The following is a 20119-nucleotide window of genomic DNA, read 5'->3' as shown; positions in this document are numbered from 1 at the left end:
ATCTCCGTGGGCACAGCGAAACAGCAGGAGCGCACTCATGTCCAAGAGTGATCTGGGCACCGTCCATGCCTTTTTGATATGACTGCAGGATGGACCTGTTGGCGCACCTGGAGGCCTACGTGGCGACGGCCGACGAGGCGAGCTTCTCCCGCGCCGCCGACCGGCTCGGCATCGCGCAGCCGCTGCTCAGCCGCCGCGTCAAGACGCTGGAGGGGCACTTCGGCGGGCCGCTGTTCGACCGCTCCCGGCGGCAGGTCACGACGACCGAACTGGGCGTTCTTCTCCTCCCCTACGCGCGGGACGTCCTGGACCGCGCCCAGCGGCTGCGGCAGGCCGCCCGCTCGGCCCGGCACTCGCGGGTGCGTGCCGTCGGGGTGCCCGCGGACTGCGCCCCGGCCGCGCTGGCCCGCGCCCTGCGCGCCGCCGGCGAGCACCGGATCACCCTCGGCATGCGCGAACTTCCGCCGCTGGAACGGGAGTCGGGCCTCGCCGACGGCTCGCTCGCGTACGCGCTCGTGCGGACCGCGCCGGAACGCGCGGCCTTCCGGGTGCCGTTGGGCCTGGCGTCCGCGCCGGACGACACGGCCCCGCAGGCATCGCGCGCGGTCCACCTGGAGGAACTGCGGCCACGTCGCCGCCTCGGCGGGCCGCCCGCGCCCCCGCCGCCCCTGATCCTGGTCCTCGCGGAGGACCAGGTGCCCTGCTTCGACGACAGGTTCGCGCGCGCCATCGCGCGTGCCGGGCTGCCCGAGGGGCGGATCCGGCCGGCCGGTCCGCCGTCCGACGCGTTCGCCGGGACCCTGGCCGGGCGCGCCCTGCTGCTGTGCACCGAGCCGTACGCCCGCCGGTACGGCGCCGCCTGGGCGCCGCTGGGCGACCCCGCCCTGCACCGGGGGTACGACGTGAGCGCGCCGCCGGGCCCCCGCGGCACTCCGGCCGTGCCGGGCTGGCTGGCCCGGCTGCTGGCGGCGTCGGTCGGCGCGTCCGCTGCCGTGCGGCGGCCGGCGCGGCCCGGTGCCGCCGATGACCCCTCCGCCCGGCTGGCGGCCCGCGGATGAGCCCGGCGCAGGCGAGCGGAGTGGAGACGTACCGGCCCGGCTGCGTGGGTGACGACGGCGCCCTGCTGGACGTCGCCGAGGAGATCGCGGCGGACTGGGCGGCGCTGGGCGTGCGCGGTTCCTTCCTGGCCCAGAACCTGGACACCGGCGATCGGCTCGGCTTCGGCGTCGACGAGCCGGTGCCGCTCGCGTCGGTGGCGAAGGTCCCGCTCGCCCTGGTCGTGCTGGACCGGATCGCGGCCGGGGAACTGGACGCCGCGCACCCGGTCACCCTCGATCCGGCCCGCAGCAGCGTCGGACGCACCGGCTTCGCGGCGTTCCGGCACCCGGTCACCGCGGCCGTCGGCGATCTGCTGCTGATGATGCTGTCGGTGAGCGACAACGCGGCCGCGGACGCGCTGTTCGACCTGGTGCCGGCGGCGGAGGTGGACGCGCGGCTGCGTGCGTGGGGGTGCGACGGCATCCGGATGCGGCACCGGATGAACCACATGTACGAGTGCGCGGCCGGGGCGGCGGGCGACGACTTCTCCCTGGCGCTGGAGCTCGCCGTGCGGGACGAGCGCGCGGGCCGGCCCACCATCGCGACGCTGGACCCGGCACACGCCAACACCGGCTCGGCCGGGGCGCTCGTCGGCCTGTTGCGGCGGGTGTGGTGCGACGAGATCGCCGTACCGGAGGCGACGGCGGAGCTGCGGCGGCTGATGGGGCTCCAGCTCTTCACCCACCGGCTGGCCTGCGAGCTGCGTACCGACACGCTGCGGTGGAGCGGGAAGACCGGCACCTTCCTGCATCTGCGGCACGAGATCGGCGTGGTGGAGGCGGAGTCCGGGGACCGGGTGGCCATGGCCGCGCTGACCCGCGCCGACCGGCGGGCCGCTCTGGCCCCGGACATCGAGCTGGCGCTCGGGGCGGCGGCCCGCGGCGCCTTCGAGGCGCTGCGCCGCTGAGCGGCGGCGGTCAGGGCAGCAGGCGCTGCTCCTTCGCCACGGCGACCGCGCCCGCACGGGTGTCCACGCCGAGCTTGTCGTAGATGCGGCGCAGATGGGTCTTGACGGTGGCCTCGCTGATGTACAGGGCGCGGGCGATGGCGTGGTTCGGCAGACCCTGGGCGAGCTGCGCGAGGATGTCGCGCTCGCGCGGGGTGAGGGCCGGGCGCGGGTCGCGCAGCCGGGACAGCACACGGCCGGCGACCGGCGGCGAGAGCGCGGGACGGCCCTTGGCGGCGGCGTGGATCGCGGTGAACAGGTCCTCGGCGCGCTCGGCCTTGAGCAGATAGCCGGTGGCGCCCGCCTCGACGGCCCGGGTGACGTCGGCGTCCGTGTCGTAGGTGGTGAGGACCAGGACGTGCGGGGCGGGGTTCGCGGCGCGCAGCCGGCGGGTGGTCTCGACGCCGTCGATGCCCGCGCCGAGTTGCAGGTCCATCAGGACGACGTCCGGTGCCGTGCGGCGGGCCAGCGCCAGCGCCTCCTCGCCGCTGCCCGCCTCGCCGACGACCTCGATGTCCGGGGCGCTGTGCAGCAGGGCGAGCAGTCCGGCGCGTACGACGGCGTGGTCGTCGCAGACGAGGATGCGGACGGGGGGTTCGGTCATCGTGGCTCCAGGGGGATCGCCGCGGACAGGACGGTGCCCCGGCCCGGCGCGGATTCGACGGTGAGGGTGCCGCCGAGCTGCCGCAGCCGGGCGCGGATCGCGGGCAGTCCGTGGCCGCGCCGCTCGTCGCCCGCGGTGTGCCGGGCGTGCGCGGGGTCGAAGCCGCGCCCGTCGTCCATGACGTCCAGCACGATCTGGTCGTCCAGGCAGGTCAGGGTGAGGGTGGCCGTGGTGGCGCCCGCGTGTTCACGGACGTTGGCGAGCGCGCCCTGGGCGATGCGCAGCAGGGCGGTCTCCACGGGCGCGGGCAGCGTTTCGGGCGGGGCGCCCTCGGTGTGCACGCGGACGGTGAGGCCGCCCGTCGTCTCCCGGTCGGCGACCGTGCGCAGCGCCCGGGGCAGGCCCCCGCCCCCGGCGAGGTCGGCCGGGGTCAGGTCGTGCACGAAGCGGCGGGCCTCGGCGAGGCTGCGCTCGGCGATCACCGCGGCCGTGCGGACGTGCTCGCGCGCGGTGCCGGGCGCGGTGTCCCAGAGCCGGTCGGCGGCCTGGAGCAGCATGCGCTGGCTGGACAGGCCCTGGGCGAGGGTGTCGTGGATCTCCCGGGCGAGCCGTTCCCGTTCGGCGAGGGTGCCCTCCCGGCGTTCGGTGGCGGCGAGTTCGCGGCGGGTACGGACCAGGTCGTCGATGAGGGCGTGCTGGCGGGTGGCCTGGCGGTGCATGACGACGTAGACGGTGGCGGCCACGGCGGCCACGGCCGGCGGCGCGACCAGCACGTTCGGGTCCGGCCACCCGGCGAGTTCCAGCTGCGCGGCCACCGCGAGCGCCGTCAGCAGGGCCACCAGCGGGATCGCGGCGCGGGGCGGGAGGGTGCGCAGGCCGGTGTAGAAGAGCGGGACCGCGCACCAGGCGAAACTGGGGGCCTGCACGACGAGCAACGCCCAGGCCGCCGCCACGAGGGCGAGCCAGACCAGACGGCGCGGGCCGGGGCGGGTGCCGAGGGCGGGTCCGAGGACGTAGAGCACGGCGAGCAGCAGGGACAGGGCGACGATCCAGGGGGTGTGCGGGCCGCCGCCGTGCCGGGCCAGATAGCGGGCGAGCGAGGCGGCCAGCAGCACGAAGAAGGCCGTGTGCATGACGATCGTGAGGGCGCGGGTGTCGTCCTGTGCGGGCTCCGGCACCGCCACCACCTCCCGTGTCACCGCGCTGAACTGGGCAAACAAGCTCCATTGTGCCCAGGCCCCGGACGCTCGGGGTCATCCGATCGGATGACCCCGGGGACCACCGGTCCGGCGACGGGTGGCGGCGCCTCGCGGCTCCAGGATCGGTACCGAGGCGATTCGGCCTCGGCCCGGCCGTCCCTCGGCCGCGGTCTTTCCGCCACAGGAAGGTTGTCCGTCATGTCCAGCCGCAGGAAGCCGTCCCGCCGTACCCGTGTCCTTGTGGGCGGCGCCGCCCTGGCCGTCGTCGGCGCGGGTGCCGTCGGCACGGTCGCCGCCAACGCCGCCGACGCGAACGGCCCCGCCCCGGCCGCGGCGCCCGTCGCCGCCCGGGCCGGCGATCTCGCCCGGACCACGCACCTCACGCTGAAGGCCGCGGAGCAGGCGGCGCGGGCCGCGCTGGACGCCGCCGTCGAGGACGGCCGGCAGGTGTCGGTGGCCGTGGTGGACCGGGACGGCAACACGCTGGTCACGCTGCGCGGGGACGGAGCGGGCCCGCAGTCGTACGCGTCCGCCGAGCGCAAGGCGTTCACGGCGGTGTCCTGGAACGCGCCCACCTCGGAGCTGGCCGGGCGGCTCGCGCAGGCCCCGGCCCTGAAGGACATCCCGGGCACGCTGTTCCTCGCGGGCGGCACCCCGGTGACGGCCAAGGGTGCCCCGGTCGCGGGCATCGGCGTCGCGGGCGCGCCGTCCGGGGACCTGGACGAGAAGTACGCCCGCGCGGGCGCGGCGGCGCTGGGCCGCTGACGCACGACGACGTCCGGGCCCCCTGGCGGGGAGCCCGGACGTCGGGCCGGCGAACCGGCCGGATCAGGCGAGGTCGAACCGGTCCAGGTTCATCACCTTGTCGAACGCGGCGACGAAGTCCTTGACGAACTTCTCCTTCGCGTCGTCGCTGGCGTAGACCTCGGCGACGGCGCGCAGTTCCGAGTTGGAGCCGAAGACGAGGTCGGCGCGGCTGCCCGCCCACTTCAGCTCGCCCGTGACGGCGTCCCGGCCCTCGAAGGTGGTCTGGTCCTCGGAGGTCGACTTCCACGTGGTGCCCATGTCGAGCAGGTTGACGAAGAAGTCGTTGGTGAGGACGCCGGGCGTCTTGGTGAAGACGCCGAGCTGCGACCGCTGGTAGTTGGCGCCGAGCACGCGCAGGCCGCCGATCAGGACGGTCAGCTCGGGGGCGCTGAGGGTGAGCAGGTTGGCCCGGTCCAGCAGCAGGTACTCGGCCGGCAGCCGGTTGCCCTTGCCGAGGTAGTTGCGGAAGCCGTCCGCGGTCGGCTCCAGCGCCTCGAAGGACTCGGTGTCGGTCTGCTCCTCGGTGGCGTCCACCCGGCCCGGCGTGAACGGCACCCGGACCTCGAAGCCGCCCTCCTTGGCCGCCTTCTCCACGGCGGCGACACCGCCGAGGACGATCAGGTCGGCGAGCGAGACCTTCTTGGCGCCGGAGGAGGCGTTGAAGTCCCGCTGGACGCCCTCCAGGGTGCGCAGCACCTGGGCCAGCTCGTCGGGCTCGTTGACCTCCCACTCGCGCTGCGGGGCGAGGCGGATGCGGGCGCCGTTGGCGCCGCCGCGCTTGTCGCTGCCGCGGAAGGTGGAGGCGGAGGCCCAGGCGGTGGTGACCAGCTGGGACACGCTCAGGCCCGATGCGAGCAGCTTGGCCTTGAGCGCCGCGATGTCCGCCTCGTCGATCAGCTCGCCCTCGCGCTCCGGCAGCGGGTCCTGCCAGATCAGGGTCTCCTCCGGGACCTCGGGGCCGAGGTAGAGGGACTTCGGGCCCATGTCGCGGTGGGTGAGCTTGTACCAGGCGCGGGCGAAGGCGTCGGCGAACTCCTGCGGGTTCTCGTGGAAGCGGCGGGAGATCGGCTCGTAGATCGGGTCGAAGCGCAGGGCGAGGTCCGTGGTGAGCATCGTGGGCAGACGCTTCTGGGTCGGGTCCTGCGGGTCGGGGATCGTGGCCTCCGCGTCCTTGGCGACCCACTGCTTGGCACCGGCCGGGGACTCGGTCAGCTCCCATTCGTAGCGGAAGAGGTTGTCGAAGAAGCCGTTGCCCCACCGGGTCGGGGTGGAGGTCCAGGTGACCTCCAGGCCGGAGCCGATGGCGTCCCTGCCCTTGCCGGAGCGGAAGGTGCTCTTCCAGCCGAGGCCCTGCTCCTCCAGGCCGGCGGCCTCGGGGTCGAGGCCGACGTGGTCGGCGGGGCCGGCGCCGTGGGTCTTGCCGAAGGTGTGGCCGCCCGCGATCAGGGCGACGGTCTCCTCGTCGTTCATGGCCATGCGGCGGAAGGTCTCGCGGATGTCCCGGGCCGCGGCCAGCGGGTCCGGGTTTCCGTTGGGGCCCTCGGGGTTGACGTAGATCAGGCCCATCTGGACGGCGCCGAGCGGGTTCTCCAGCTCGCGGTCGCCGGTGTAGCGCTTGTCGTCCAGCCAGGTGGTCTCGGGACCCCAGTAGACGTCCTCCTCCGGCTCCCACACGTCCTTGCGGCCGCCGCCGAAGCCGAAGGTCTGGAAGCCCATGGACTCCAGCGCCACGTTGCCGGCGAGGATCATCAGGTCGCCCCAGGAGATCTTCTGGCCGTACTTCTTCTTGATCGGCCACAGCAGCCGGCGGGCCCGGTCCAGCAGGACGTTGTCCGGCCAGCTGTTCAGCGGGGCGAAGCGCTGCTGGCCGTGGCCGGCGCCGCCGCGGCCGTCGCTGATGCGGTAGGTGCCGGCGCTGTGCCAGGCCATCCGGACCATCAGCGGCCCGTAGTGGCCGAAGTCGGCGGGCCACCAGTCCTGGGAGGTGGTGAGCAGTTCCTGGATGTCCCGCTTCACGGCGGGCAGGTCGAGGCTCTGGAAGGCCTCGGCGTAGTCGAATTCCTCGCCCAGCGGGTCGGCCGCGGGCGGGTTCTTCGCGAGGATCTTCAGATTGAGCCGGTCCGGCCACCACTGGCGGTTGCCGCCGCCCTGGGTCGGATGCGGGGCCCGGTCGTGGGCGACGGGGCAGCCGCCGCTCCCCTCCTCCGACTTCGCGTCTGTGACGATCGCGTCGTGGTTGTCAGTCATGGCAATCCTTCCGAACTAAGCGGAACCAGGTGCTCAGGAACTGCGGCCGGTGGAACAGTCGGGGCACACGCCCCAGTAGACGACCTCGGCTTCGTCGATGGCGAAGCCCCGGTCGTCCGCGGCGGTCAGGCAGGGCGCGTCGCCGACGGCACAGTCGACGTCGACGACGGCGCCGCACGACCGGCACACGATGTGGTGGTGGTTGTCGCCGACGCGCCCCTCGAACCGGGCCGGGTGGCCTGCGGGCTCGATGCGGCGCACGAGCCCCGCCGCCGTCAGGGCGTGCAGGGCTTCGTAGACGGCTTGCAGGGAGATGTGGCCTACGCGGTCGCGGACCCCGGAGGCGATCGCCTCGGCGCCGAGGTGGTCGCCGTCCCGGACCGTCTCCAGCAGCGCGACGCGAGCCGCCGTCACGCGCAGGCCGGCACCGCGCAGCTCCTCGGCGGTGGTCGGAGTCGGGGAGGCGGTCATGGGGCTGAACCTACTCTCAGAAACACGAGGGGTTCAAGAAAACGAACCATACAATTCCGGTCGCCCGCCGGTGTACGGCGTTCACCTCCGCGTGGCCTCGCGCGGGGGCGTGCACGCATCATGTGGCCCCATCCCACTCTCCCCGGGCACGGCAAGCCGAACCGTCCACCGATCGGGCGAGAGGGGGCGGACGGCCGGCCCGCCGCTACTTCAGGATGTTGACGGCCCGCGCCACCACGAGGACCACGGTCACCAGGGACACCGAGGACTGCAGCAGCATCAGCATCTTGGCCCAGCGCGACAGGGGCATCACGTCGGTCGGGCTGAAGGCCGTCGCGTTGGTGAACGAGAGGTACAGGTAGTCGAGGAACTCCGGTTCCCAGTCTGCGGGCGCCAGTTCGGGGTTCTGCATCTGTACGAAGAGGAAGTCGGCATACTGCCGTTCCCCGCGCACCCGGGCCATCGGGCCGCCGCGGTCGGATTCCCAGTACCACAGCGCGAAGACGATGACGTTGGTGAACCAGATGACGCCGCCGGCCCGCAGCAGCGGCACCGCGCCCTGGCCCCCGCCGCCGTGCAGGAGGTCCACCACCAGCCGGGCCGCCGACCACCCGTTGGCCAGGCTGATGACCCCGATCAGGAGCAGTCCGAGCCAGCGCAGCCATCGCGTTCGCGGCTCGACCCGCCGGGGGTTGCCGGCCACCAGCGCCAGCAGCAGCGCGAACTCCAGCACCGGCAGCGCCCAGACCGGCCGTAGCAGGGCGAGCCGGTGCGGCAGCGCGAGTTGCAGGGCGATCGCGGCCAGCATCACGGCCGTGACGGCCCAGCGTGTCTCGCCCTGTTTCGCCCGGCGCCACGCCGGGACCAGCTCACGCTCCCCGCTGCGCAGCAGCCGCTCGATCCTGGCCGGCCGGCTGTCGGCGTCGTCCCTGTCGTCGGTCATGCCGGTCATTGTCCCTGGCCCGCGCCCCGCGGAAGCGGCCCGGACGGCACGCCCGGCGCGGGTCCGTCAGACGGACCGCTCCTCGTGCGTCGTCGGCTCGCCGCGGCCGGGCTCGCGCCGCCAGGCGGGGAGCACCTCGCGGCCGTGCGTCTCGTTGATGACGCCGGCCGCGGACGCGTACCAGGCGGCGAGGCCCGTGAGGATGCCGAACCAGCCGCCCACCTGGGTCATGACGTGCGGCGGCGCCCCGGTCTGGAACGACCCGATGGCCAGGAAGAGGAAGGTCAGGGTCAGCAGCACGAACACCGCCAGCACGGGGAGGCTGACGCGCAGGGCACCCACGGTCATGTAGGCGGTGAAGACGGCCCACCCGAGCAGGTACAGCCCGAGCGCGTTGTGCGCGTCCCCGGCGAGCGCCACGCGCGGCGCTATCCACCAGTACGACAGCCAGAAGGCGGCGAAGGAGACGAACGCCGTCGCGCCGAAGGTGTTGCCCCTGCGGAACTCGAAGAGTCCCGCGGCGAACTGGGCGAGACCGCCGTAGAACGCGGCGAGACCCAGTACCGGCAGGATCGCGGCGGGCTCCTTCAGCAGGTTGGTGTTGACGATCGACAGCAGCAGCGTCGTCAGGGCGAAGCCGGCCAGACCCAGCGGGGCGGGATCGGCCCAGGCCGCCGAGCGCGGGGCCGCCTCGGGCGGCCGCTTGGGGAGGGGGCTCCTCGTGTCCTCGTGCATAACCGGCATTCCCTTCGGCCAGTGGTCAGCAGGGCCGACGGCCCTGGCACCTAGCCCGCAAACGCGCTGGTCAGTGCCCCCGAGGCGGGCTGTGACACTCACGTGCCACCTAGATACACCTGTACAGAATGTACCCGTTCGCACCAGTTCTCAGCCCTGGCATTCCGCACTGATCCCGCCGCCCCTCTCCTGGGCGCGGACCCGGGCTCCGTCGTCCGTGCCGGGCCGTCCTTCCCGCTTCGGTTCGGCGGGGCTCGGCGGGAGTGGTGGTGGCCGGGGGTGCGCCCTTTCGCGGGCGCCGGTCGCGGGCCTAGGGTGAGCCGGCCGTCGGCCGCCGCCGGGAGGGGAAGTGATGGTGCGCAGGACCGGGTTGCTCCGCCACGCCGCGCTCTGCGCGGCCGCCGTGCTGCTGTCGGGCGGTCCGGCCGTCGCGGCCTCCGCCGAGGCCGCGCCACCCGGGCCGGACCCGGCCGCCGCCCGGCTCGACGCCTACTGGACACCGGCCCGCATGACGGCCGCCCTGCCCGCGGATCCCGCGAAGGGCACCGAGGCGGGCGCCGCACCCTCCATGGACGGCCCCCGGCCAGGCGAGTACATCCCGCCCAGCCACGGCTTCGCGGGCATCCCGCAGGCCGGCACGTTCTTCTGGACCGACGCCAAGGGCACCGGCCGGACCTGCAGCGGCTCGGTCGTCCGCAGCCCCGGGCACGACCTGGTGCTCAGCGCAGGGCACTGCCTCAAGGGCTACTCCGGCACCGCCCCGCGGCGCGAGCTGGCCTTCGTCCCCCAGTACCACGACGGGCTCAAGCCCTTCGGGATCTTCCCGGTCGTGACGAACGGCGTCTACGTCCCGCGGCAGTACTACGACCTCGGCGAACACGCGGGCGCCGGCTACGACTTCGCCTTCGCGGTCACCGGACCCAACGAGGACGGGACGGCGCTGCAGGACGCGGTCGGCGGGGTACGGCTGCTCACCGGGACGGGCTACCTGCACGCGCCGGTGCGGATGATCGGCTATCCGGCGGGGGCGGCGAGGCCGCTGGAATGCTGGAGCCGGACCACGGCGTGGGTCAGCGACGACCCGGCCGACCCGGGCACCTTCCCGCGCATCGCCTGTGACGCCTTCGTCGGCGGCACCAGCGGCGGCCCCATGCTGGTCCCGTGGTTCGACGGCTGGGCGGTCGTCGGCGTGATCGGCGGCTACCACACCGGCGGCAACACCGCCCAGGTCTCCTACAGCGCCTACTTCGGCGCCGCCACCCGGGCCCTGTACCGCGCCGCCGTCACCGGAGCGCCGCCCGCCGGCCCGACCCCTACGGAGACCCCGAGCCAAAAGACCAGGGTTGATCCCTGACGACCCCGCGCTGACGAGCCGTCACCCTTGAGTCATGACCGACGAACATCCGCGCGGACGCCGCAGGGGCGTGGGGTTACGGACCCTCCTCGCCTGTGCGGTCGCCGCCTTCTGCACCCTCGCGGCGTCCCTGCCCGCCGCCGCGACCACCATCGCGCCCTCCACCGCGCCGTCGCCCCGCCGCCTGGCGCTGCCCTCCCCCACCGGGCCGCACCCCGTCGGCGAGGTGTCGTTGCACCTGGTGGACACCGCACGTCCCGATCCCTGGCAACAGGGGCCGCTCCACCGCGAGTTGATGGTCAGCGTGTTCTACCCGGCGGCCCACACGGCCGGCCGCCCGCAGGCCCCGTACATGCTGCCCGCAGCGGCGGCCCACTTCGACCGCGTCACCGCCGACGACTATCTCCAGCTCGGCCTCCCCACCGGCCGAACCGACTGGGCCGGCGTCGCCACCCACGTGGCGCTAGGTGCTCCGGTTGCCCCGGGCCGAAGAGGGCGGCTCCCGGTGATCCTCTACTCGCCCGGGCTCGGCGAACCCCGCACCTGGGGCACCACGCTGGTGGCGGACCTGGCCAGCCGCGGCTACGCCGTCGTGACCGTCGACCACACCTATGAGTCGCCCGAGGTCCAGTTCCCGGACGGCTCGCTCGCCACCATGGTGCCGCCCGGCGATCCCGACGCCTTCATCCGCAAGTCCCTGGCCGTCCGGGTCGCGGACATCCGCTTCGTCCTCGACCGACTGCGACTGCTCGGCGACGGTCACGACCCCGACGCGGACGGGCAGCGCCTGCCGAAGGGGCTGACCGGCGCGCTGGATCTGTCGAGGGTGGGCATGTTCGGCCACTCCATGGGCGGCAGCGCCGCGGCCCTGGCGATGGACGCCGACCACAGGATCACCGCGGGCATCGACATGGACGGCAACCTGACCTACGTCGACGGTTCGCCGATGCCGGTCGCCCGGCACGGCCTGGACCGGCCGTTCCTGCTGCTGGGCAAGGACGGCGAGACGGACACCGGCCCGGGCTGGCAGGCGTTCCGCGCCCACACACCGGGCTGGACGCGTCAGCTCACCCTGCGTGACTCGGACCACGCCTCGACCACGGACGCGGAGGCCCTCCTGCCTCAGCTGCACCTGTCACCGTCCGCGCAGGCCGCCGCCCTCGGCACCCTCGACCCGGTCACGGCGATCCGTACGAGCGAGGCGTATGTGGCCGCCTACTTCGACCACTGGCTGCGCGGCGGCAGCGGGCGGCTGCTGGAGGGGCCGTCGCCGAGGTACCCGGCCATGGAGTTCGTGGACTGACCCGGCCCGTGCGGGTGCGGCGGCAACGGCTGCGGCGGTCCTAGCAGGCGGTCGGCGCGTAGAGCGCCAGCTGGTCCTTGACCCACGGGTCGTAGACCGCCAGCTTGCGCTTGGCGGCGGGGTCGAACCGGGCCAGCTGTCCCTCGATCCAGGGGTCGAGGCGGTGGTGCTGCCGGGAGCAGACGGAGGTGGCCCGCACCGCCGCGGAACGGGTCCCGGTACCCGGGGCGTGCTGGGGCGTGGCCGACGCGGAGCCGGCGCCGGCGAGCAGCGCGCCACCGACCAGTGCGGCCGATGCTCCCACCGCTCCCGCGTGCCGAATCAGCTTGATCATGACGTTCTCCTTCCTGCGCGGCCGGTGACGGGCCCGGGGCGCCCTGCGGTGGCTCACCCCGTCGGTGCACGACCGGCCGGTGGGGGCGTCTACCCCACCACTCACGCCTCACTCATCCGCGTCCGCGGACGGAAGGAGCCGTCCCTGCCTCATCCGCCCGGCCGCGCCTCGGCAGGCACCGGTGCCGCCTCGCCGGCCGCGCCCGCCGGGGCGCCTCCCGTGGCCACGGCCTTGAGCTGCTCCAGCGAGTCCCGTGCCAGCCGGGCCAGTGGCCGTTGCTCGTCCGCGGTGATCCAGCGTTCGAAGGCGACCTTGAAGACGGCGACGCCCGTCTCGGCGGTCAGGCTGGCGGCGGGTTCCGGGACGCCCCGGCGGCGCAGGGTGTCGGCGAGTGCGGCCGCGAGCGAGGCGAGCTTGATCAGTTCACGCTCGCGCAGTTCGGCGGTCGCGGAGATCACGGCATGCCGCTTGCCCGCGAACTCGCGCCGCTCCTCGAACATCACGCAGACCGCGTCCAGGCCGGCCGCCAGCGCGTCGAGGGGGGCCGCGGCGAGCGGGGCGTCGGCGACGGCCTCGGTGAACAGCCGCTCCAGTTCACCGGACCCGGCGAACAGGACTTCGCGCTTGTCGGCGTAGTGCCGGAAGAACGTGCGCTCGGTGAGTCCGGCGCGTTTCGCGATCTCCGCCACGGTGGTCTGCTCGAATCCGCGCTCGCCGTACAACTCCAGCGCCGCCTTCGCCAGCCGTTCCCGCCCGTTCGGCTCCCATCTGCCCATGGCGCGAATCCTACGCGATGACAGTCACCGACATCAGTGCTAGCGTTCGACGGCAGTCACTGACATCAACTGTTCCGGGAGAACACTCATGCGCGTTTTCGTGACCGGTGCGTCCGGCTGGATCGGTTCCGCCGTCGTTCCCGAACTCCTCGACGCGGGCCATCAGGTGGTCGGCCTCGCCCGCTCCGACGCCTCCGCCGCCGCTCTCACCGCGGCAGGCGCCGAGGTCGTCCGCGGCAGCCTGGACGACCTCGAAGTCCTCGCGTCCGCCGCCGCCGACTCCGACGGGGTGATCCACCTCGCCTTCAAGCACGACATCGCCTTCTCCGGGGAATTCCGGAGCGCGGCCGAGGCCGACCGCAGGGCCGTCGACACCCTCACCGGGGCGCTCGCCGGGAGCGACCGCCCCTTCGTCATCGCCTCCGGGGTCGCCGGGCTCAAGCCGGGCCAGGTGTCGACGGAGCGGGACAGGCCCAAGGTCGAAGGCGACTCGCCGGTCTTGATCCGGGCGATCACCGCGGAGGCCGTACTGGCGTGCGCGGAGCGTGGAGTGCGCTCCTGCGTGGTACGGCTCGCCCCCACCTGCCACGGCGAGGGCGACCACGGGTTCGTCGCCGGCCTGATCGGCATAGCGCGGGAGAAGGGCGCCTCCGGGTACGTGGGCGACGGCGCCAACCGCTGGCCGGCCGTGCACCGGCTCGACGCGGCGCGGCTGTTCCGGCTCGCGGTCGAGAAGGCCCCGGCGGGAACCGTGCTCCACGGCATCGCCGAGGAGGGCGTCCCGATCCGGGAGGTGGCCGAGGTGATCGGCCGTCATCTCGGTGTGCCCACGGTCTCGGTGGGCGCCGAGGACGCGGCCGCTCACTTCGGCTGGATGAGCGGCTTCGCGGCGGTGGACGCCCCCGCCTCGAACGACCTCACCCGCGAGCTGCTCGGCTGGGAGCCGACCCGGCCCGGCCTGCTCGCCGACCTGGAGGAGGGGCACTACTTCCGCGCCCCGGCGGGCAGCACCGTCTGACCCCGGCCGGCACCGCGGCACGAGGCCTCGCGGTCCGCGCCGCGGGCACCGGCCGGGCCTCGAAAACCGGTCGGCCCGCCCCTCGGCGGCGGCATTCACCGGGGGCGGGCCGGGCGGGCCGGCTAGGCGAGCGGCGCGCCGAACCACCTCGGCAGCCGACGGGCCAGGTCCGCCGGGTCCTCGCCGGCCCAGACCACATGGCCGTCCGGACGCAGCAGCACCGCGGGGACGTCCAGCCGCTCGCTGCCGTCGACGACATGGTCGATCCGGTCCGCCCAGCCGGTCACCGAGAGGCGGCCGGTGCCGTCGAGCAGCAGGCCGCGGCCGTGTCGCATCAGCTCGTAGAGGCGGCCGTGCTTCAGCGGCATGTCGGGCAGCCGCCGGCCGAGCAGGTCGTGGCCCTCGCCGACGTCGTAGCGGATCCCGGTCGCGATGATCTTCTCGGTGAGGTGGCGGTTCACCTCCTCGAAGTCCATCAGCTCCGTCACCAGCCGGCGCACCGCCCGGGCGCCCGGTTCGAGGGAGACCAGCTCCATCTGCGCCCGGGTGTTCTCCAGTACGTCGGCGGCCACGGGGTGCCGTTCGCGGTGGTAGGTGTCCAGCAGGTCCGCGGGCGCCCAGCCGGCGATCTCGGCGGCCAGTTTCCAGCCGAGGTTGAAGGCGTCCTGGAGGCCGAGGTTGAGCCCCTGCCCGCCCATCGGCGGGTGGACGTGCGCCGCGTCACCGGCCAGCAGGACCCGGCCGTCCCGATAGCGCTCGGCCAGCCGGGTGCCGTCGCCGAAGCGGGCGAGCCGGCGCGGCTCGTGCATGCCGAAGTCGGTGCCGGCGACGGCCCGCAGCTGCGCTCGGACCTCCTCGGGCGTCGGCGGGACCGAGCGGTCCTCGGCGACCCCGTCGGCGGGTACGACGACGCGGTACACGCCCTCGCCGATGGGCATGGCGCCGAAGCGCAGCTGGGTCCTGCGGACGTCGGCGACCACGGCGGCCACCTCCTCCGGGGACGCCGTCAGCCGCATCTCGCCCAGGAGGGTGTCGACCCGCGAGGGCTCGCCCGGAAACCCGATGCCGAGCAGCTTGCGCACCGTGCTGCGGCCGCCGTCGCAGCCGACGAGATAGCGCGAGCGCAGCCGGGTGCCGTCGGCCAGCTCGGCGCTCACCCCGTCCGCGTCCTGGCTCAGACCGGTCAGTTCGCTGCCACGTCGGATCTCGGCGCCCAGCTCGACGGCGTGCTCGGCCAGCAGGCGGTCGGTCACGGGCTGCGGGATGCCGAGGACGTACCCGTGCGCGGTGTCCAGGCCCTGCGGCTCCGACTTGCGGATGCCGGCGAAGAAGCCGGCGAGCGGATGCCGCCGGCCGAGCGCCAGGAACCGGTCCAGCAGACCGCGCTGATCCAGCACCTCGATGCTGCGCACGTGCAGGCCCAGCGCCCGGACGATCCCGGTCGGCTCCGTCTCCTTCTCCAGCACGACCGTGCGCACGCCGTGCAGCCGCAACTCGGCGGCGAGCATGAGTCCGGTCGGCCCGCCGCCCGCGATGATCACGTCGATCACGGAAATCCCCCCATATACCCAGGTCACGGACCGCGCTGCCACCGGCGGCCCGCCGTTCAGGCTGGTGATTGTGCGCCGCGTACGGGGGCTTGCCGCAAGGCCCCCCGCCCGCTATATGTTGAGAGTGGCAAGGAGTACGCGCTCCTTGCCTTTTCTGTTCGCCGCTCCGATGCCACTGAGCCGTACGGGTGACGTCCCTTCGGGTGAACGCCGGGCTGGGCACAGCCGGCCGGCGGCGGACGGGGGGCCTTCCGCCGCCGGGCGATCACCGTGGACGCATCGACGCAGCGCGTTGTCAAGGTCGCGGACGGTGACGAGGCGGCGGTGGCGGGGGTCCGCGATAAACGGGAGGCATGAGACCCTTCCGCATCCAGTCCTGGGCCGCCGCCGTGCTCCTCGCGGGCGCCTGCGCCCTCACCGGTCCGACGACCGCTCCGGCCGCCCAGGGAGCGCCCGGCAGGACGGCCGTGGCCTATGTGGCCCTCGGGGACTCGTACTCGGCGGGGGTGGGCGCCGGCAGCTATCTCGGCTCGGGCGCGGAATGCCTGCGCAGCAGCAAGGCGTACCCCGCGCTGTGGGCGTCGGCCCACGCCTCGTCCTTCGCCTTCGTCGCCTGCAACGGCGCGAAGACCGGCGACGTCCTGGCCAAGCAGCTGGGGCCCCTCGACGCCCGGACCGACCTGGTCAGCATCACCGCCGGCGGCAGTGACGCGAGCTGGGCGAAGGTCATGGGGATCTGCGCCCTGCCCGGCACCACCACGTGCATGTCCGCCATCGGCAACGCGCGCGACTACGTCGACAAGAACCTGCCGGCCAATCTGGACCGGCTCTACTCGGCGATCCGGAGCAAGGCGCCGTCCGCCCATGTCGTGGTGCTCGGGTATCCGCACTTCTACCAGTTGCACGGCACCTGTGCGCGCGGGCTCGACGACAGTGAGCGGGCCGCGCTCAACGCGGCCATCGACCATCTCGACAGCCTGATCGCCCAGCGTGCCACCCGGCACGGCTTCACGTTCGCCGACGCCCGCAAGGCGTTCAGCGGGCACGAGATCTGCTCGGCCGGCCCCTGGATGCGCAGCGTCGACCTGCTGGACCTGACGGAGTCGTACCACCCCACGGCCTCGGGGCAGTCCCTCGGCTATCTTCCCCTGTTCACGCGCACGGCCTGAGCCGGTCCGGACGGGGCGCCGCCGTCAGCGGTCGCCGGGGGCGCGGTTGGGACGGCCGCGGGTGGCGCCGAAGCCGGTCTCGTGGTCCCAGACGTGGGTGCAGGTGGGGCACTGGAGGTGGAGCACGCTGCCGGTGTTGGACAGCAGATAGCGCCAGTGCCGGCCGCACCTGCGGCGTTCCTCGCAGGTGGCGCAGCCGCGGTGGTCCGCGCAGTTGGGGCAGGTCACCCAGGCGCGGCGGCCGATGTCGGCGTGCGGATCAAGCGGCAGCACGGCCGTCTCCGCGCTCGGGCAGGACACCGGCGGCGACCAGTTCGTCGTAGACGCGCTGCTGCTCCTCGTCGAGGCCGGAGTAGAGCAGGTCGCGAGCGGCGTCCTCGTCCCGCAGCGCCTTGACGGGGTCCCAGGCGGGGGCGACGGCGTCCATGACGTGGGCCCGGCGGAGCATCTCGTGGGCGGTGAGGTCGACGGAGAACTCGACCGGGGCGGCGGCGGGGGCGGGGTCATTTGCGGACATACGTACGAACTTAGGGAGCCCTTCTCCGCTGCGGCAAGGGCGGGTGGGGGACCTCACAGCAGGCCGGCGGCATGGACGGCGAACGGCCCGGTGCCGCACGTTCGCGGAACCGGGCCGTTCGATCACCGGGTGAGCGAGGCCGATGTCCTCTTCGGGAGCTCGGCGCTCCTCGTCGAGGGATCAGTGCTCCTCGCGGAGCGTCAGCGCTCCTCACGGAAGGGGACATGCTCCCCGACGACCGGGTCGTACTTGCGCAGAACGAGCCGGTCGGGGTCGTTGAGTCGGTTCTTGCGCGTCACGTAGGTGACGCCGGTCCCGGCGGTCGACTTCAGCTTGACGACGGGACGCGCGGTGCTGCGTGCCATGACCTCGCTACCTTTCCGCCCGGCCTCCGCCCTCCTCGGGCTATGTCCCGGGCATGCCAATCACACGGCTCAACCGGGCCGGAGGCCGGGATATTCCATCGCCGGGTCCCGGCCCGGCGGTCCCCTCCCGCTGGGAGTTCCCTGGGGGATTCCCGCGGTCGACTCCCGGCGCGGGCGGCATCGGGCCGGGCTCTCCGGGAACTCCCAGGATCACTCCGGAACCGGACAGCGGGCACTGGGTGGTGGTGTGGACCGGCCTGCTGGTGCCCGCCGCCCGCGCCGCGCCCGCGCCCCCCGACGACTTCTCGAGCCGGCCTCCGTCACAGGCCGACGGTGGCCCTGCGCTGCGCCTGGTCGTACTCGGTGAGCGGATCGCCGCCGGTGTTCCAGGGCCAGGGCGTGACGATGCCGCCGATGGTCTCGAAGAGCGCGGCGGCATCGCGGCGGCGGTCGGCGGCCATCAGCGCGTAGGCCAGCAGGTTGAGGTCGGCCAGGGCCCTGGCGTGCCGGAGGAAGCCGGGCTGGTTCCAGGTGTGGGCCACCCGGTCGAGGGCCCGTACGGCCATGGCGTGGGACCAGTGGTTGCGCGCCACCAGCGCCTCGAACCCGCCCCGGCCGAGGACGGAGTGGTACTGGAGCACCTGGGCGGTGAGTTCGACTGCCGCGCAGGGGGCGTTGGCCGGCATCCGGGCGCTCAGGGTGTCCACGAACTCCAGCACCTGGATGCGTGAGCCGCCCTCCTCGGGGCTGAGGTAGCCGAGCATGGTGAGGTAGGCCTCGCGGTTCCAGCGGTCGCGGGCGAGCACCTCGTTCCACACCCCGAACGCCTGTGGCTGTGCCCAGCGTTGCAGCCGCGCCACCGCCAGCAGGACGACCCAGGGGGCGGGGTCCTCGGGGGCGAGGTCGGCGGCCTTGACGCAGAGGTCGGTGGCCGCCGAGGCGTTCTCCGGGCGCCCCTCGGAGCGGGCGCGCATCACCTGTGACCAGGCGTGCAGCACCAGCGCGTCCGGATTGCGCGGCTCCCTGGCGGCCCAGGCACCGGGCAGGTGCGAGTCCGTCATGAAGGCGGACAGGACGTCCAGCCGGTGGGTGCGACGGTCCCACTCGCCCGGTTCGTGGTCCAGTACCCGGGTGATCTGCGCCGCGCACAGGTCGGTCGTGGCGATCGTCCCCGTCCGTGTGGTCGCGCGCAGGGATTTGAGCAGTCTGCCCAGCTCCTGGTCGTCAAGTTCGGGAGCCAGTCGCGTTCTTCGGCGGCGACCTGAAAGAAAAGCCATGCAGGGAGGCTAGGGGCGTGCGGGCATTGCACAAGGTTTCCGCCGAGATCGTTATGGATTACCCCGGCTCACCGGCCGCCGCCCGCCGGTTTCCCGGGTGCCGGCCGTCCGTGCCGCGCCCCGTGCGGACGGCCGCGGCGGGCGGGCGCTCGCGCCGCGCCCCGTACGCGATGAAGTAGGCCGACAGCCGGCGCAGCCGGGGGGAGCCGGCCAGCAGCCGGGCGACGCGGCGCGCCCGGTCCGCGTCGCCGAGGGGCGGCCGGCCCTGGAGCACGGGGCGGATGATCCGGGCGTGGGCGGCCCGCTGGAGGGCCTGGGTGACGACCGTGGTGGGCCGGCGGCGGCGCTGGAGCGCGCGCAGGTCGCGGGGGCGCACGGTGCCGCGGCGCAGCGGTCCGGCGAGGAGGCGGGCGGTGGCCACGGCGTCCTGGACCGCGAGGTTGATGCCGATGCCGAAGACCGGGGACATGGCGTGGGCCGCGTCGCCGATGCACAGCAGGCCGGGGCGGTGCCAGCGGCGCAGCCGGTCCAGGCGTACGTCGAGGAGCTTGACCTCGTCCCAGGAGCGCAGGACGCCGGCGCGGTCGGCGAGCCAGGGGACGGCGGCGGTGAACTCGGCCCGGAACCGGTCGAGTCCGGCGGCGCGGCGGGCCTGGTCGGTGCCCTTGGGGATGAGGGCGGCGCACTGCCAGTAGTCGCCGCGGTCGATCATCGCCGTGAGGAAGCGGTCACCCGCTCCGCCGACCAGGCCGCGGGGGTCCCCCGCGCGGCGCGGCAGCCGGAACCACCAGGCGTCCATCGGGCAGGCGAACCGGCGCAGGCGCAGCTCCGGCCGGGTGCGGGCGAGCGAGCCGCGGCCGTCGCAGGCCACGGTGAGCAGGGCGCGCAGCTCGCCGGTGCGGCCGTCGGCGGTGCGGTAGCGCACGCCGGTCACCCGCCCGCCCTCGGTCAGGAAGCCGGTCGCCTCGGTGTTCATCCGCAGCTCGAAGGCGGGTTCGCGGCGGGCCTCGTCCGCGAGGAGGTCGAGCAGGTCCCACTGGGGCACCATCGCGACGTAGTCGTAGGGGCCGCGCAGCACCGACAGATCGGCGACCGTGACCTCCGGGCGGCCGGGGTCGACCGGCAGCCGGACGGTGCGCACCCGGCGCTGCGGCAGCCGGGCGAAGCGCTCGGCCAGGCCCAGCTCGTCCAGCAGCGCCAGGGTGGAGGGGTGGACGGTGTCGCCGCGGAAGTCCCGCAGGAAGTCCGCGTGTTTCTCCAGCACCGTCACCTCGACGCCGGACCGGGCCAGCAGCAGTGCGAGCACCATGCCCGCGGGGCCGCCGCCCACCACGCAGCACGTGGTCCTGTCCCGTGTGTCCATCGCTCCTGCCCTTCGCCCGAGCAGTAATTCATCCGGTGATGAA

At 73.9% G+C, this 20119-nt stretch carries 21 protein-coding genes; 7 read left to right on the top strand and 14 right to left on the bottom strand.

The window, feature by feature from the left end; all coding sequences use genetic code 11:
- Nucleotides 1-89: 89 nt before the first annotated feature.
- Together HZZ00_RS15285 and HZZ00_RS15280 are read left to right on the top strand one after the other, a co-directional pair.
- Nucleotides 90-1058 (top strand): LysR family transcriptional regulator, encoded by a 969-nt coding sequence (locus HZZ00_RS15285; protein WP_180332695.1) that lies wholly within the window; start codon nt 90-92, stop codon nt 1056-1058.
- On the top strand, nt 1055-2005 hold the full coding sequence (locus HZZ00_RS15280; protein WP_180332694.1) for a serine hydrolase: 951 nt from the start codon (nt 1055-1057) through the stop codon (nt 2003-2005). The genes HZZ00_RS15285 and HZZ00_RS15280 overlap by 4 nt, the downstream gene beginning before the upstream one ends.
- 10 nt (nt 2006-2015) lie before the next feature.
- Here the strand turns inward: HZZ00_RS15280 and HZZ00_RS15275 are convergent, their stop codons facing one another.
- A complete protein-coding gene (locus tag HZZ00_RS15275) occupies nt 2016-2648 on the bottom strand; it encodes a response regulator transcription factor (protein ID WP_180332693.1) in 633 nt (210 codons plus the stop codon).
- On the bottom strand, nt 2645-3835 hold the full coding sequence (locus HZZ00_RS15270; RefSeq protein ID WP_257585949.1) for a sensor histidine kinase: 1191 nt from the start codon (nt 3833-3835) through the stop codon (nt 2645-2647). Before HZZ00_RS15270 ends, HZZ00_RS15275 begins: the two co-directional genes overlap by 4 nt.
- 210 nt (nt 3836-4045) lie before the next feature.
- Between HZZ00_RS15270 and HZZ00_RS15265 the strand changes: the two genes are divergently transcribed.
- Nucleotides 4046-4612, top strand: coding sequence for a heme-binding protein (locus HZZ00_RS15265; protein ID WP_180332692.1), 567 nt, complete (start codon nt 4046-4048; stop codon nt 4610-4612).
- A gap of 63 nt (nt 4613-4675) precedes the next feature.
- Here the strand turns inward: HZZ00_RS15265 and katG are convergent, their stop codons facing one another.
- The 4 genes from katG to HZZ00_RS15245 form a co-directional block, all read right to left on the bottom strand.
- Nucleotides 4676-6901, bottom strand: coding sequence for a catalase/peroxidase HPI (katG, locus tag HZZ00_RS15260; RefSeq protein WP_180332691.1), 2226 nt, complete (start codon nt 6899-6901; stop codon nt 4676-4678).
- A gap of 33 nt (nt 6902-6934) precedes the next feature.
- The gene (locus tag HZZ00_RS15255; protein ID WP_180332690.1) at nt 6935-7372 is read right to left on the bottom strand and encodes a Fur family transcriptional regulator; all 438 of its coding nucleotides are present in this window, start codon (nt 7370-7372) and stop codon (nt 6935-6937) included.
- 205 nt (nt 7373-7577) lie between these two features.
- Nucleotides 7578-8315 (bottom strand): DUF1345 domain-containing protein, encoded by a 738-nt coding sequence (locus tag HZZ00_RS15250; protein WP_180332689.1) that lies wholly within the window; start codon nt 8313-8315, stop codon nt 7578-7580.
- Between the two features lie 66 nt (nt 8316-8381).
- The gene (locus tag HZZ00_RS15245; RefSeq protein WP_180332688.1) at nt 8382-9050 is read right to left on the bottom strand and encodes an acetate uptake transporter; all 669 of its coding nucleotides are present in this window, start codon (nt 9048-9050) and stop codon (nt 8382-8384) included.
- Nucleotides 9051-9402: 352 nt separating this feature from the next.
- Here HZZ00_RS15245 and HZZ00_RS15240 point away from each other — a divergent pair, with 352 nt between their 5' ends.
- Both HZZ00_RS15240 and HZZ00_RS15235 read left to right on the top strand, forming a co-directional pair.
- Nucleotides 9403-10404 carry a serine protease gene (locus HZZ00_RS15240; RefSeq protein ID WP_257585814.1) on the top strand — a complete coding sequence of 334 codons (1002 nt, stop codon included), beginning with the start codon at nt 9403-9405 and terminating at the stop codon, nt 10402-10404.
- 34 nt (nt 10405-10438) lie between these two features.
- A complete protein-coding gene (locus tag HZZ00_RS15235) occupies nt 10439-11707 on the top strand; it encodes a Tat pathway signal protein (protein WP_180332687.1) in 1269 nt (422 codons plus the stop codon).
- A gap of 40 nt (nt 11708-11747) precedes the next feature.
- On the opposite strand, the gene HZZ00_RS15230 is transcribed toward HZZ00_RS15235, so the two are convergent.
- Nucleotides 11748-12041 carry a hypothetical protein gene (locus HZZ00_RS15230; protein WP_180332686.1) on the bottom strand — a complete coding sequence of 98 codons (294 nt, stop codon included), beginning with the start codon at nt 12039-12041 and terminating at the stop codon, nt 11748-11750.
- Between the two features lie 149 nt (nt 12042-12190).
- Complete coding sequence (locus tag HZZ00_RS15225; RefSeq protein ID WP_180332685.1) at nt 12191-12817, bottom strand: TetR/AcrR family transcriptional regulator; 627 nt, start codon at nt 12815-12817, stop codon at nt 12191-12193.
- An 88-nt stretch (nt 12818-12905) separates the two neighbouring features.
- Here HZZ00_RS15225 and HZZ00_RS15220 point away from each other — a divergent pair, with 88 nt between their 5' ends.
- The gene (locus HZZ00_RS15220) at nt 12906-13835 is read left to right on the top strand and encodes an SDR family oxidoreductase (protein ID WP_180332684.1); all 930 of its coding nucleotides are present in this window, start codon (nt 12906-12908) and stop codon (nt 13833-13835) included.
- A 122-nt stretch (nt 13836-13957) separates the two neighbouring features.
- Here HZZ00_RS15220 and rox read toward each other — a convergent pair whose 3' ends face one another.
- Nucleotides 13958-15385, bottom strand: coding sequence for a rifampin monooxygenase (gene rox / locus HZZ00_RS15215; protein ID WP_180332683.1), 1428 nt, complete (start codon nt 15383-15385; stop codon nt 13958-13960).
- 353 nt (nt 15386-15738) lie between these two features.
- Between rox and HZZ00_RS15210 the strand changes: the two genes are divergently transcribed.
- Nucleotides 15739-16554, top strand: coding sequence for an SGNH/GDSL hydrolase family protein (locus tag HZZ00_RS15210; RefSeq protein ID WP_180332682.1), 816 nt, complete (start codon nt 15739-15741; stop codon nt 16552-16554).
- Between the two features lie 24 nt (nt 16555-16578).
- Here HZZ00_RS15210 and HZZ00_RS15205 read toward each other — a convergent pair whose 3' ends face one another.
- The 5 genes from HZZ00_RS15205 to HZZ00_RS15185 all read right to left on the bottom strand — a co-directional run bounded on the left by HZZ00_RS15205 (nt 16579) and on the right by HZZ00_RS15185 (nt 20076).
- Entirely contained in the window at nt 16579-16827 is a 249-nt protein-coding gene (locus tag HZZ00_RS15205) for a hypothetical protein (protein ID WP_180332681.1), read from the bottom strand.
- Nucleotides 16814-17071, bottom strand: coding sequence for a DUF6400 family protein (locus HZZ00_RS15200; RefSeq protein WP_180332680.1), 258 nt, complete (start codon nt 17069-17071; stop codon nt 16814-16816). The genes HZZ00_RS15205 and HZZ00_RS15200 overlap by 14 nt, the downstream gene beginning before the upstream one ends.
- A gap of 200 nt (nt 17072-17271) precedes the next feature.
- Nucleotides 17272-17436: a 50S ribosomal protein L33 gene (rpmG, locus tag HZZ00_RS15195; protein ID WP_070024896.1), complete on the bottom strand. Its 165-nt coding sequence runs from the start codon at nt 17434-17436 to the stop codon at nt 17272-17274.
- 320 nt (nt 17437-17756) lie between these two features.
- Nucleotides 17757-18713: a hypothetical protein gene (locus HZZ00_RS15190; RefSeq protein ID WP_180332679.1), complete on the bottom strand. Its 957-nt coding sequence runs from the start codon at nt 18711-18713 to the stop codon at nt 17757-17759.
- A gap of 58 nt (nt 18714-18771) precedes the next feature.
- Complete coding sequence (locus HZZ00_RS15185) at nt 18772-20076, bottom strand: FAD-dependent oxidoreductase (RefSeq protein ID WP_180332678.1); 1305 nt, start codon at nt 20074-20076, stop codon at nt 18772-18774.
- Nucleotides 20077-20119: the final 43 nt, after the last annotated feature.

Origin of the sequence: Streptomyces sp. NEAU-sy36 (genome assembly GCF_013423905.1) — a bacterium.
In the GTDB taxonomy this organism is placed as follows: Bacteria; Actinomycetota; Actinomycetes; order Streptomycetales; family Streptomycetaceae; genus Streptomyces; species Streptomyces misionensis.
Note: the sequence above shows the minus strand (reverse complement) of the source record. Positions and strands in the feature narration are given on the sequence as shown.